Here is a 13,209-nt window from a genome sequence, read left to right as displayed (position 1 = left end):
ACGGGTGGGCGAGCGGACACCGCGCACCCTCGCGCTACGACGATCGGGTGGATCGGCTGCGCGCCGCCTACGCCCGCCTCCTCGACGGCGCGACGGCAGCCGATGTGGCGATCGGCAATTCGGCCGCCGCTCTCATCGGACCGGCCGCGGCGGCACTGGCCCCCGGCTCCGAAGTACTGGTCGCCGCAGGCGATTTCGCGTCCGTGCCCAATCCGTTCCGCTACCGCGGGGATCTGCGGGTGCGCACGGTGGAACTGGAGCGACTCGCCGACGAGGTACGGCCGGATACCGCACTGGTGGCGTGCAGTCTCGTCCAGTCCGCGGACGGCCGGACGGTCGACGCGGCGCGGTTGCGCGCGGCGACCACGGCGCACGACGCGCTGCTGCTGTTCGACGTCTCGCAGGCCGCGGGCTGGTTGCCGCTGCGGTTCGCCGACGCCGACATCTGGGTGTGCGCGAGTTTCAAATGGCTGCTCGGCGCCCGCAGTGTCGGACTGCTGGCGATCCGGCCGGAGATCGCCGACCGGGTGCGCCCGCATGCGCCGGGCTGGTATGCGGCCGCCGACCGCTGGGCGGAAATGTATGCCCCGCAACGGCTTGCCGATACCGCGCGGCGCTTCGACGCCACGCCGGATTGGCTCGGCGTGGTGGGTGCACTGGCCGGCGCGGAACTGCTGGAGGAGTTGACCGTTCCGGCGATTCAGGCCCACGATCTGGCACTGGCCGACCGTTTCCGCGCCGGCTCGGCCGACCTCGGCTTCACACCCGTTCCCGGACGAGCGCCGATCGTGTCGATTCCGGGCGCCGCGGCCGCCGCGGACGCCCTCGCCGAGGCCGCGGTGGTGACCACGGCGCGAGCCGGTGCGCTGCGGGTGTCGTTCCACGTCCACAACGACTCCGACGATGTCGACCGCGCCCTGAAAGCCTTGGGCGACAGTCGAAGGTGATCGGCTGAGGTCTCAGAGGGTTCGGCGCAGGCGTCCCGGTGGCTGCCGTGATTCGGCACGCACGCGATCGCGCAATCCACCCGGAATGCGGTGGATGATCGCCGAGCGGTCCGCGGCCGCGAGTTTCCGGCGAATGGTCGCGACCTGGGCGTCGACCGTGCGGACCGACGTCCCGCGGCGCACGGCGACCGCACTGTTGGTCCACCCGGCGGCCACCAGAATCGCGATCTCGCGTTCGGCGGGTGAAAGTTCTTGCCACCCTGCATCATCCGGGTCGGCGTCGAGGTCCTCGACGATCTCCAGCCGTCCGAGGAAATACCGCTGCAGCTCGTTCTCCTGCGGCCGCATCCGCCCACCGCGACGCACCGCGGCGGCGTAGCGCTGGGCGCCCAGCACCGCGGTCGCGGCCGTACGCGCGGCCAGCGATCCCTCCATCACCAGCGGCACCCGGTCCGAGGCGATCCCCATCGAACGATGCAATGCGGCGGTACCGCCCTGCAGGTAGGCGATCTCCCGCGCGGCGGCGGCGAGTTCGCCCGGGCGCGCGCCGGATTCGATCCGCCGCGACAGGATCGTGGCCAGCGCGACGGTGCAGAAGTGGATGATCCAGCCCGCGGTCCAGGTATCCCCGCGATCGAGATGCGCGGCAACCGCCGCCCGGCCCCGGCGCACGGCATCCGCGGCATCGCCGTGGCGGATGGTGGCGACCAGTTCCGCGAACTCGGCCCAGGACACCGCCCACGGCGCATCCGTCTTCGCCGCATCGTGCAGATGGCGGCGCACCACCCGCCCGGCGACCTCCGGGCTCGCCAGGCTGGCGGCCGCGAGCACGGTGAACAGATCGCTGCGCTGGGTGCCGCCGCGATCGCCGACGGCCGCGAACTTGCGGCGGGCGCGCGACAACACCTCGATCGCACGCAGGTCCAGGCGAACCAGAAACAGTTCCAGACCCCAGGTGAATTCGACCTGGGCGGGCAGACCGATGTCGTCGGCGGTGTGCTCCCGCCATTCCCCGCGCAGCACCGGATCGGTGAGACATTCGGCGGCACATTCGCCGAGGAGCCGGGAGGTGTAGTCGAACCGGCCCTGCCACACCGCGATCCAGCCGATCAGGGCCTTGGCCGAGATCCGCAGCGACGACAGCGCCGGATCGTCGCCGATCACCGCGAGAGCGCGCTCCGTGAGCCTGGTGACCGCGCGATTGGTGCCGGTGAGGAACGGCACCCGCAACGCCATGACCACGGTGGCGATCTCGAGTCCGATCACGGCCTCGCCCGGATCGGCGAGGCTGGTCTCCACCGCGAGCAGCACGTCGTTCCAGGCCGCGCGGACCCAGTCGATCCACTCCATCTCGTCCGGGCCGTACCACATCGCCTGTCCGGCAACGACTTTGTCCCGGAAGTAGCGGCGATGACGGGCGGGCACGCCGGACGGTGCGGCCGAACCGTCCGGCCGCTCCCGCAGCCGGGCGCGGGCGAACGCCCGCACGCTCTCGGGCAGGAAATAGCGCACCGAAGTGGCCGTCATGCGGGTCGACACCAGCGACCGTTCCACCAGTCGCTCCAGCGTGGCGGCGATGACCGGCTCGGGCAACGCCTCGTCGGCGCAGACCTGCGCCACCGCGCTGTATTCGATTCCGCCGCTGCGGGTTTCCTCGTCGCCGGGATCGAATCCCGCGGCGAAGACCGACATCCGGTCCAGCAGCAGGCGTTCGGCGTCGGTGCACAGCCCGTAGGACCAGGCGATCACGTCGCCGACGTTGCGATGACGCTCGTCGGCGCCGGCCCGCACGCCCGACGACCAGCGCATCCAGGCGTCGGAGTCGGTGCCGGTGAGATCGCGCAACACCTCGGCGACCGGACGATAGCGCAGCCGCGCCGCGGCGAGCCGGATGAACAGCGGATTGTTGTCCACGCGCCGGCAGATCCGGGCGGCCAGTTCCAGTGTGGCGGGCTCGGTGCCGATCGGCCGGCCGGTCAGTTCCGCGCGCCGCCGGAACAGTTCCAAGGCATGGTCGTTGGTCAGTGGCGGCACCGGCACCAGCCGCTCGTCGGTCCAGCCGATCGGTTCCCGGCTGGTGGCCACGACGGTGACATCCGGATTCACACTCAGCAATTCGACGATCAGCCGCGCCACCGGGTGCAGGACGTGTTCACAGTTGTCGAGAACCAGGATGGTGCGAGCGGGGCCGAGCGAGGCGAAGGCGTCGAGCAGGCAGTCCTCGGCGCTGCGGCCGGTGGGATCGGTCGGTGCTACGGTTCGCACGATCTCCTCGGCGACCGCCTCGATGCCGGTGCCGGTTTCCAGCCGCGCCAGCCGCACCCACAGCACCTGATCGCGACCGGGCCGCTGGGCTCGGCGCAGCGCCTCGGTGGCCAGCGTCGTCTTACCGATGCCACCCGGCCCGAGCAAGGTGATCAACCGGGGCCCGCCGGGGTCGAGCAGTTCGGCGATGCTGCGCAGTTCCGTGGTGCGGCCGACGAATTGGGATATCCACGGTGTGGTCACGACCGGGCCGTCTCGCGCCGGGCCCGGGCCTCGGATCGCATCCGCTCCCGAGCCTCGGCGGGCAGATGCCGGGCGATCTGCCCGCGGGAGGTGATCTGCAACTTCTGCCGGACCATCGCCACCTGCGCATCGACCGTGCGCACCGAACTGTGGCGGCGCACGGCGATGGCACTGTTGGGCCAGCCCGCGGCCGCCAGCACCGCGACCTCACGTTCCGCCCGCGACAGGCTCTCCCAGCGATCCGACTCGGGTCGCGGCGCCGTCACCGCGGGGACCGGCGGCTGTGTGGTGGCGACACACGGCTGCTGCGGCAGCGCCGACCCCTCGGCGCGGCGCACCTCGAGCCGGCGCAGCTGCAGATGCCGGGCGGCGAGCCGATTGGCCTCGAGCGGATCACGCCGATGCAGCTCGGCGCGCGCGACGAGGCGGACACATTCGGTGAGGTACCACCGCGCCGAGGTGGCCGTCAGCCGCACGATCACCAGCGAACGTTCCACCAGTCGATCCAGTGCCGATTCGATCGACGCCGCCGGCAATGCGTCGTCGGCACAGATCGCCACGATCGTCTCCCGATCGGCTCCGCCGCCCGCGGAACCGCCCGGAAATACCGAGAGGCGTTGCAGCAGCAGAGATTCCGTCGGCGTACAACGACTCGTGGACCACGCGATGTTGGCGCCGATATCGCGGTGTCGCGCTTCGACCCCCACCCGCGCACTGTCGGACCACTGCAGACGGCGGTCGTAGGCATCGCCGCTCACCTCGTGCAAGACGATGGTGGGTGGATTGTGCCGCAATCTGATCGCGGCGAGCCGCAGACCGAACGGATTGTGGCTCATATGGGCACAGATCCGGCGGAGAATATCGTCGTCGTCGCCGTCGGCGGTGCGGCCGGTGAGCTCCATGCGAATGTGCAACAGCCGCAATGCCTGTGCGGGATCCAGCGACGGCACCGGAACGAGTTGTTCGTCGATCCAGCCGATCGGCTCGCGACTGGTGGCCACGACGGTCAGTGCCGGGTCGGCCTCGAGCAGGTCCGCGAGCTCGGTCGCGAGGGCGGTCACGAGGCGATCGCAGCTGTCGAGGACCAGGATGTGCGGGGCGCCGTCCGGCCGGGGCGCGAGAGCGCGGAGTTCGGCGATCGCCGTCTCGGCATCCAGTTCCGCCAGCGCCAGCCAGCGCGTGGGTAGTTCGACATCGCGGCGCAGCGTTTCGATGGCCAGCCTGGTCTTGCCGATGCCGCCGGGACCGGTCAGGGTGATCAGCCGCGCGCCACGGGCGATCAGCGCCGTTATCCGCTCCCGCTGCGCGGACCTGCCCACGAACTCACTGCTGGTGGCGGGCAGTACACCGATACGCGAACGCTGGGACATAGTAGGAACAAGTTAGCCCACGATGCCCCCGTCGCGTGTCCGGATTCGATACCGCGATCTGCGACTACCCCATTCGCGCGACCGGCGTGGCCTGCTGATAATGCATCTGCACGACCGCACTGTCGAAGGTCATGATGTCCACCAGCTGCAACCCCGCCGTGTCCAGCGGTTTCGGGAACAGCGGCACGCCCCCGCCGAGCAGCAGCGGATGTACGAACAGCCGGTATTCGTCGACGAGATCGTGTTCCAGAAAGTACGAGGCGGTCTGGGCGCCGCCGAAGACCACGACGGGCCCGGTGGAAGCCGCGCGCAGCGCGCCGATCTCGGCGATCGGATCGGCGCCGATCACCCGGGTGTTCCAGCCCGGATCGCGCAGTGTGTGGGAGAACACCAGTTTCGGGGTGCGTTTCCAGCAGCGCGCGAATTCGACGTAGAACGGCGAGATGGCCGGGTCGGCATCGGCATAGGGCCAGAACGCGGCCATGATCTCGAATGTCTTGCGGCCGTACACGAAAACCTCGGCCGCCCGTAGTTCGTCCAGGAAGGACTCACACAGCTCTTCGTCCACCACCGGCCAGTGAATTTCCTGGTCGGGCCCCTCCGCGTATCCGTCGAGCGACATCTGCATCCACAGTGTCACGCCTGCCATCGCTCACCCATCTGCCGTTACCTGCCGACGTGTGATTGTTCCCCCGGGTGGGGGCGGCGCGCATCGGTAATGTTCGGGCGCACCTACTTAAGTAGGTCACGCCCGATACCTCGAGGTGCGGATCAGAGCAGTTCGCCGTCGCGGCACAGGCTCGACGAGCGCCAGGTCGGCGCCGGGCCTTCGTCCTCGAAACGCCACTGGGAGATCGGCCCGGCCGCGCGCCAGTAGAGACCGCCCGAGGCCGGAACCGCCTCGTAGACATCCTCGGTTCCCTCGATCAGCTGGTTGCCCACGCAGTAGTCGTTGTAGGAGGTGCCCGGCTGACGCGCGCCGGGACTGAAGCGACCGGCCGGGTTACCGAGCGCGCCCGGATTGGCCACGGTGTCGGCGCGACGGGACTGACCGTCCGCGTTCCACCGGGCGGCGCCGAAAAGGTCGCTGCGGCAACTGAATGCCCAGCCGCCGGCATGCACCTGGGCCCCGGGGGCGAAGGCGGCGCCGGCCCACAGACAGTACGGTCCGGGCGCCTGCGCCGCGGCCGGACCGGCGGACAGGCCCACGACCGCGGCACCGGCGACGGTCGCGGCCAGCAGCAGGGCTCGGGTGGTGCGGGCAAAGGTGGCTGCGGTCATCGGTGTGTCTCCGTTCAATCATGCACTCCCGACGCTGACGGTCAGAAGTATCGGCCACACCGATAATGTACCGTTAGACAACGGCACGTTATACCGCGAAATCTTCCCAGTGTTGGGGGGAAGAGATTGTCGCGAAGAACGCTCAGGAGTCGGCGAGCGCTTCGTTCAGCGCGCTGTCCTGATCGAGATATCGGGCCACGAAACGGCCGATCAGTTCGGCGCCCGCCTGCGCCGGGACGGTCCGGATCACCTCCGAACCCGCGGCCAGCCCGGCCACGTCCGCGGGTGTGCCCGCGGAATCCTGGAAGCCGGTCCACACCGTGCGCTGGAACAGGTCCGCGAAGCGACGCGCGATCCGGTCGCATTCGGTCGCGAGCCGCTCCAATTCGGCGATGATCTCCGGCTCCGGCACGCCCGCGGCGGCCAGCCGGTCGGCGGCCTGCAGCAGCATCGGATCGGCGGCGCGGTAAGTGCTGGCGTCGACCGGTTCGTAGAGGCCGAGCGCGACTACCCGGGCCAGCCCATTGGGCACCTCGTGCAGCCGCTGCGCCAGATCGGTCGCGGCGATCGTCGCACCGGCCGGCGATTCGGCGCCCGACGACACATCGGGCTCCGCGACGCCGAGGATGTCGCCGAGATCGTCACCACGATCCCAGGCGTTGAGCAGTTCCTTGATGCCGTTGAGCTTGATGCCACGGTCGAGCAACCGGCTGATCGTCCGCACCCGGTTGAGGTGTTCGGCGCTGTAGAAGCCGGTACGGCCCTTGACCTGCGGCGGCGGCAGCACACCGCGCTCGTGGTACACCCGCAGGCTGCGCACGGTGGTCCCCGCCTCACGCGCGAGCTCGTCGATGGTGTACTCGGTCCGGGTCGTCATACATCAAGGAAACCACACCGAAACATGCGCGGATCGAAAGCGTGCGGCGGCATGCCGGTTCCCATCTTTGGCGGTTCGATTGCGATCCGCGGGGGTAGCGGACCTATTCTGCTGTGCATGGACGATATGGCGGACGCGCGCCCCAGCGCCGCCGAGCGAGAGCGCGCACTGCAGGAATTGTCACAGCAACTGGGCGCCGGCAGATTGACCCTGCCCGAATTCGACGAGCGCACCGCACTGGCCACCCGGGCCGATACCCGCGTCGAGCTGGCGGCGCTGTTCACCGATCTGCCCGTCGTCACCCCCGATCCGCCCGCCGCGCCCGCAGCCGCCAATCCGCTCCCCTCCCTGGCCGTTCTGGCCGGTGCCATCACGGTCTTCGCGGTGGTGTCGGCGTGGGCGGCCGGAAACTGGCTGTGGCTGTTGCTGATCGCCGCGGCGCCGGTGGCCGTCGTGCTCTGGCGTGTGCGCGGAGTCGCCTGAGCCGGTTCACCACCGGGTGCGCGGACGCACCTGATTGGCCAGATCGACGAGCCGGTAGCGATGCAGCCGGCCCGGTGCTGTGCGGGCGAGCGCGCGCAGCGAGGTCTCGAGGCCCAGTTGCAAACCGGATTCGGTGAGCGCGAAACCCAGCAGGGTCGCGTCGGACCGGCGCGGCTGCCCGCCCGCGCGCAGCCATTCCAGTGCCGCACCCACCACGACGACCTGCAACTGCAGTGCCCGCGGCTCCTCCGGCAGGGCTTCCAGGCGCAGCGCGGCCGCGGCGAGATCCTCCTCGGTCACCTCCGCCACCGGCCGGGAGACGAGCAGCAGTCCACCGGTCATGTGCGCGAGCGCGTAGTGCCGGGAGGTCACCGGCACCCGGTCGAGTACCGCGACGGCGTCGAGCAGTTCGCCGTCGGCGGCCAGTCGCCGCGCCAGCCCGAACGCGGCGCTGACCACACCGTGGTTGGTGCGCCACACGGTGCGGTAGAAGTCGACCGCGGCCCGGTGCCAGCGATCCGGATCGGCCGGTAATTCGAGGTGCTGCAGGACCAGTTCGGCGGTGGCCGCCAGCGCGAGAGCCGGGGCGATCTCCCCGGGCAGCATGGCGTGCACGGTGTCGAACCGGGTGTAGGCGTGCTCGAAGGCGCCGTCGAGCAGATCGGCGATACCGCCGTACCAGGTCAGCCGCCAGTCGGCGTCGTAGTCGATCATCAACTCCCGCAACAGGGCCCGTGCCGGCTCCACCTCGCCCAGATCCAGATGGGCGCGCACCGCGGTGAGGGCGCCCTCGAGTTCGAAGGAGCCGGTGTCGGCGAGGACGCCGGAGGCGATCCGATCGCGGATGCGCCGCAACGTATCCAGGGCGTGCCGCGGATCTCCGTGCAGCAGCGTGGACATCAGTTCGGCACTGGGATCGGTGCTGTCCATCAGGGGAACCGGCAGGGCGGCCACCACCGCGCCCGCGTCGAGGGTCGGCATCCGGTGGCGGCCGTCGACGATGCCGTCGGTCTGACCGATCAGCGTCTCGATGCCGAAATCGCCACGCATGGAGCCGAATTCGACCGACGCCTGCGGATGTTCCCGGTCGGTGTCGGTGGCCAGCACCATCCGGAGCACGCCGGTGAGCTGGCAGTACATCGAATAGGTGGAGGGGAACCGGCGGGCCGGGTCGGGATCGGTGGCGCGGCACAGCAGCCGATACAGCGACGGATAACGGACCAGGAGCGGATGCGCCTGCGGCTCCGGCATTTCCGGTAGCTGATGGCCGCGCTCGTCGCGGGGCAACTGCATCACCAGAGCCGCCAGGGTCCGGCCGACGGTGTAGATGTCGGAGGCGACGGTGGGCCCGGTCTCGGTGATCTCGGGCGCCTGGAATCCCGGTGTGCCGTAGATACTTCCGAACGACTCCATGGCCGCCACCGCGCCGAGATCGATCAGTTTGACCTCGTCCTCGCTGACCATGATGTTGTCGGGTTTGAGATCGTTGTAGGACAATCCGAACGAATGCAGGTAGTCCAGTGCCGGCAGCACCTCCATCACGTACGCGATCGCCTCGGCCACCGGAATGCGCTGCGGCGCACGCTGATCGAGCACGCGCTTGAGCGACTGCCCGCCGACGTACTCCATCACGATGTAGCCGTCGGCGACGTCGCGGCCCGGGCCGCGATGCTTGACGAAGTTGTAGATCTTCACGATGCCGGGATAGGCGACCTCCGACAGGAACTGCCGCTCCGCCAGCGCGACCACGTGCGCCTCGAAATCCTGCGGATTCTGCAGGCCCTTCAGGACCACCCAGCGATCGCTGACATTGCGATCGACGGCCAGGTAGATCCAGCCCAGACCGCCGTGCGCCAGACAGCCCTGCACCTCGTACTGTCCGGCGACGACCTCACCCGGTTGCAGAATCGGCCGGAAGCTGTAGGGCGAACCGCATTTTCCGCAGTCTCCCGCCACCTGCCCGGCGTCCGCGTCGCCCGCGCGCCCGACCGGGGAGTTGCATTTCCAGCAGAATCGCTTCTCCTCGGGCACTTCCGGGTCGTCCAGTACGGCGGCGCGCGGATCCACCGAGACCACCCGCGGCATCTCCACCAGACCGGCGCCCAACCGGCGCGGACTCGGCCGCGAGCGCGCACTGCGGCCGGAGCCGGCTTCGGAGCCGAGCGTATCGACCTCGATATCAGCGGTCACCGGTCCGGAAGTCGGCTCCGGTGCGAAACTCGTTGCCACACCGCCGTTTCCGACAGTCCCACCGACGTGGTGCCGCGCGGACGGTTCGCCCGGAGATTCCACCGCGAGGCGTAGCCGTTGCGAGGGTTCTCCCCCACCGTTGCGCCGCGTCGCCCACGGATGCGCATCCGGCCCGCGCACCTCACTGCGACGGATGCGGCGATTCGCCCACGGATGCGGAAGGGGCGTATCGGGTCGCTCCGGCATGAGAAACCTCCCGAGGCCGCTGATGAACCGGGGCCTCATTCTCGTTCCCCGGCCACGGCCCCGCGTTCCCGAGCTTCCCAACGCCGGGAACAGCTCCGCCCCGGTGGTACCGGGGCGGAGGGTGCGACTACTTCTCGGCGTCGGGCGCTGATCCCGGCTCCCCGGATTCGGCTGCCGACTCGGCCGCCTCGTTCTGTAGCGGGCGTTCCGCCAGCACCGGGAACTGACCGGTGTAGCCGAGGCGTTCGGTGGCCATCGCCAGCACCTTGCGGCGGGCCAGGAACCAGCCCGCGACCAGCGCCGGCAGCATGACGCACACCATGGCCAGGACGGCGAAGCGCTGCACGTCGTCGTCACTGGCGGCCATCAGGACCACCACCGCCGCCAGGAACACCAGCGTCGCGATGCTGGTGTACGGGGCGCCGATCAGCCGGAACGACGGACGCTCCGCCTTGCCGATGCGCGACCAGCGCCACAACTGCAACTGGCACAGGATGATCGCCGTCCACGCGAAGATCGTGCCCAGCGCCGACATGTTCAACACGATTTCGAATGCCTTGTCCGGCACCATCGCGTTGAGTCCCACACCGATCAGCGCGATGCAGCCGGTGGCGAGGATTCCGACGTACGGCACACCGGAACTGGACATGCGCGAGGCCAGCTTGGGCGCGCTGCCGTTCATCGCCATCGAGCGCAGGATCCGGCCCGTGGAGTACAGCCCGGCGTTCAGGCTGGAGAACGCGGCGGTCAGCACGACGAGGTTCATGATGGACCCGGCGCCGTTCACCCCGAGTTTGGAGAAGAAGGTGACGAACGGGCTCTCACCGGCGTGGAAGTCGGTGTAGGGCAACAGCAGTCCGAGCAGGACGAGCGAACCGACGTAGAACAGCGCGATCCGGGCGATCACCGAATTGATCGCGCGCGGCATGATCTTCTCCGGATTCTCGGCCTCACCCGCCGCGGTGCCGATCAATTCGACTGCCGCGTAGGCGAAGACGACGCCGGTGGTCACGGTGACCAGGGGCAGGAATCCGGTCGGGAACAGACCGCCGTGCGCGGAGAGCAGACTCGGACCGGTGGTCTGGCCGTCCAGCTCGAAGCGGCCGCCGAGGATGACCACACCCACGATCAGGAAGGCGACCAGCGCGATCACCTTGATCAACGCCGCCCAGAACTCGAGCTCACCGAACCAGCGCACCGAGATCAGGTTGATACTCACCACGATCGCCAGCGCGACCAATGCGATGAGCCACTGCGGAATGCTGCGGGTGCCTCCCCAGTAGTGGACATATGTCGCGATCGCGGTGATGTCTACGATCCCGGTCATACACCAGTGGAAGAAGTACATCCAGCCGACGCCGAAAGCCAGTTTCTCGCCGTAGAACTCGCGCGCGTAGGAGACGAACGAGCCCGAGGAGGGGCGATGCAGCACCAGCTCGCCGAGCGCTCGCAGGATGAAGAAGACGAAGATTCCGCAGACGGCGTAGACGAGGAACAAGCCCGGGCCCGCGTCGTGCAGGCGGCCGGCCGCGCCGAGGAACAGGCCGGTGCCGATGGCACCGCCGATGGCGATCATCTGCAGCTGGCGGGGGCGCAGCGATTTGTGATAGCCCGCGTCCTCGGCATGCAGCGCGTCCGCGGGCGCCGTCGCCTCCGAGGGAGGTCGAACAGTTGTCATGGGGAGGACCTTTCACGTGACGGCGATCATATCTATGGGCAATGTACCGTCATTCAACGGCACGTTCAATACGTGGGATAGGTTGTAACACAACGGAAATCCCTCCGCCGAGGTCGGCGGTAGACCATACCGATAGGTATCGGTACGCTGGATAACGACAACGGCCGAGGAAGGGCGAGGATATGGCCTGGTTCGAGCGGGAATTCATCGCCGTCCCGGACGGCCGCAAGGATCAGCTGGTCTACAAGTGGCCCGATCTGAACATCCGGCGCTACAGCCGGACGATCGTCAACGCCGATCAGATCGCGCTGTTCGTCAAGTCCGGCCGGGTCGTCGCGACGATGGGACCGGGCCGCCATCGCGTCGACGCGGATGAACTGCCGGTGCTGGGCGCACTGGTGGACTCCGTCACCGGCAACAACTTCTACCGCGCGGAGCTGTATTTCGTTTCCACGCGCGAATTCGCGGGCGTCAGATTCGGCGGCCGGCTCGACGACATCGTCGACCCGGCCAGCGAGCAGATCGTGACGCTGCGGGTCTTCGGCGAATTCGCTCTGGCTGTGCGCGATCCCGCGCAACTGATCACCTCCCTCGTCGGCACCACCGATCTCACCGATCCTGCCGGAATTCAGGCCTGGTGCGCGGATTTGCTGCTCAAGTCGATGAAGATGACCGTGTCGCACGGCATCTCGCAGGGCGACTGGCAGGTGCTCGGCCTCTCGGCGCAACTGCAGTCGATCGAGTCGGCGGTGGTGCGTCAGACCAATCTCACGCTGTACGAGTACGGGATGCGGATCTCCCGCATGGGGAATTTCGACATCACCCTGGCACCCGAGGACGCCGAGCGGCTCAAACGACTCGCCAAGGACGTCACCTACATCCGGCTCGCCGGAGATTTCCAGCGTTACGCCGCCGGGGAGATGGCATTGGGCGCGGGACAGGGCATGGCGCATTCGCACGGCGGCGGGGGCGAAGGTGGATTCCTCGGCGCCGCGTTGGGCCTCAACGCGATAGCCGGTATGGGGCAGCAGCAGTCGACAGTGCCCTGGGCCACGCAGCAATCCACACCGCCGCCCGCGCAACCGTTCCCCCAGCCCTCGGGCCCACCGGTCCTGCAGCCCGCACCCGCTCCCGAGCCGCAGACCTCGGATCCGCTGCCGACGACGACTCCCCCCGCGGCCGGCGCATCCGCGACGCCCGGCTCCCCCGCCGCCTCCGCGAGTGTCGAATCGCCGCCTCCGTCCGCGGCGCCACAGGGTGACGAATCCGCCGCCTCGGAGCAGGTGATCTGCGCATCCTGCGCTACCGGTAATCCCCGCACCGCGCGATTCTGCATGCACTGCGGAACCCGATTGCCCGCTGCCCCGCGCCACTGCACCGAATGCGGTGCGGATCTCCCTGCGGCAGCGCGGTTCTGCGGCGCCTGCGGAACTCCCGCCGGGGCGTGAGCCGCCGAGTCGCTCATACCCGGCACCGGGCAAGTCGCGAGTGATTCCGTTGCCGAACCTTCGGGCGTCGTTCGACGCCATGCCTGCTGTGGCCGGTGAGCGGCTCGACCCGTCGGCCCATCCGCCACCCGGCTGAGGTCTCGACGGCGCCGTGCTCAAAGGGTTTCGCTTATGCCGACGC

The 13,209-nt window shown here is 69.0% G+C and carries 10 protein-coding genes; 3 read left to right on the top strand and 7 right to left on the bottom strand.

Going from position 1 to position 13,209, the window contains the following annotated elements:
- A partial coding sequence (locus tag IRT45_RS27950) for an aminotransferase class V-fold PLP-dependent enzyme (RefSeq protein WP_194808832.1) occupies nucleotides 1-947 on the top strand: 947 nt, incomplete at its 5' end.
- A 12-nt stretch (nucleotides 948-959) separates the two neighbouring features.
- Here the strand turns inward: IRT45_RS27950 and IRT45_RS37865 are convergent.
- The 5 genes from IRT45_RS37865 to IRT45_RS27925 all read right to left on the bottom strand — a co-directional run bounded on the left by IRT45_RS37865 (nucleotide 960) and on the right by IRT45_RS27925 (nucleotide 6,983).
- The gene (locus IRT45_RS37865; RefSeq protein WP_194808831.1) at nucleotides 960-3,455 is read right to left on the bottom strand and encodes an AAA family ATPase; all 2,496 of its coding nucleotides are present in this window, start codon (nucleotides 3,453-3,455) and stop codon (nucleotides 960-962) included.
- On the bottom strand, nucleotides 3,452-4,825 hold the full coding sequence (locus tag IRT45_RS27940; protein WP_194808830.1) for an AAA family ATPase: 1,374 nt from the start codon (nucleotides 4,823-4,825) through the stop codon (nucleotides 3,452-3,454). The genes IRT45_RS37865 and IRT45_RS27940 overlap by 4 nt, the downstream gene beginning before the upstream one ends.
- 64 nt (nucleotides 4,826-4,889) lie before the next feature.
- Nucleotides 4,890-5,474 carry a dihydrofolate reductase family protein gene (locus IRT45_RS27935; protein ID WP_228535294.1) on the bottom strand — a complete coding sequence of 195 codons (585 nt, stop codon included), beginning with the start codon at nucleotides 5,472-5,474 and terminating at the stop codon, nucleotides 4,890-4,892.
- A 122-nt stretch (nucleotides 5,475-5,596) separates the two neighbouring features.
- The gene (locus IRT45_RS27930) at nucleotides 5,597-6,106 is read right to left on the bottom strand and encodes a hypothetical protein (protein WP_194808829.1); all 510 of its coding nucleotides are present in this window, start codon (nucleotides 6,104-6,106) and stop codon (nucleotides 5,597-5,599) included.
- Nucleotides 6,107-6,248: 142 nt separating this feature from the next.
- Nucleotides 6,249-6,983 (bottom strand): MerR family transcriptional regulator, encoded by a 735-nt coding sequence (locus IRT45_RS27925; RefSeq protein WP_194808828.1) that lies wholly within the window; start codon nucleotides 6,981-6,983, stop codon nucleotides 6,249-6,251.
- 117 nt (nucleotides 6,984-7,100) lie between these two features.
- On the opposite strand from IRT45_RS27925, the gene IRT45_RS27920 reads away from it, so the two are divergent.
- Nucleotides 7,101-7,466 (top strand): DUF1707 domain-containing protein, encoded by a 366-nt coding sequence (locus IRT45_RS27920; RefSeq protein WP_194808827.1) that lies wholly within the window; start codon nucleotides 7,101-7,103, stop codon nucleotides 7,464-7,466.
- A gap of 6 nt (nucleotides 7,467-7,472) precedes the next feature.
- On the opposite strand, the gene IRT45_RS27915 is transcribed toward IRT45_RS27920, so the two are convergent.
- Together IRT45_RS27915 and IRT45_RS27910 are read right to left on the bottom strand one after the other, a co-directional pair.
- Nucleotides 7,473-9,902: a serine/threonine-protein kinase gene (locus IRT45_RS27915; protein ID WP_194808826.1), complete on the bottom strand. Its 2,430-nt coding sequence runs from the start codon at nucleotides 9,900-9,902 to the stop codon at nucleotides 7,473-7,475.
- Nucleotides 9,903-10,029: 127 nt separating this feature from the next.
- Nucleotides 10,030-11,580, bottom strand: a complete 1,551-nt coding sequence (locus tag IRT45_RS27910) for an amino acid permease (protein ID WP_194808825.1) — start codon at nucleotides 11,578-11,580, stop codon at nucleotides 10,030-10,032.
- Nucleotides 11,581-11,762: 182 nt separating this feature from the next.
- Between IRT45_RS27910 and IRT45_RS27905 the strand changes: the two genes are divergently transcribed.
- Nucleotides 11,763-13,028 (top strand): SPFH domain-containing protein, encoded by a 1,266-nt coding sequence (locus tag IRT45_RS27905; protein ID WP_194808824.1) that lies wholly within the window; start codon nucleotides 11,763-11,765, stop codon nucleotides 13,026-13,028.
- Nucleotides 13,029-13,209 lie beyond the last annotated feature (181 nt).

Origin of the sequence: Nocardia sp. BSTN01 (assembly GCF_015354405.1) — a bacterium.
GTDB lineage: Bacteria > Actinomycetota > Actinomycetes > Mycobacteriales > Mycobacteriaceae > Nocardia.
The sequence above is the reverse complement of the archived record's forward strand: the minus strand, read 5'-3'. Positions and strand labels throughout refer to the sequence as shown.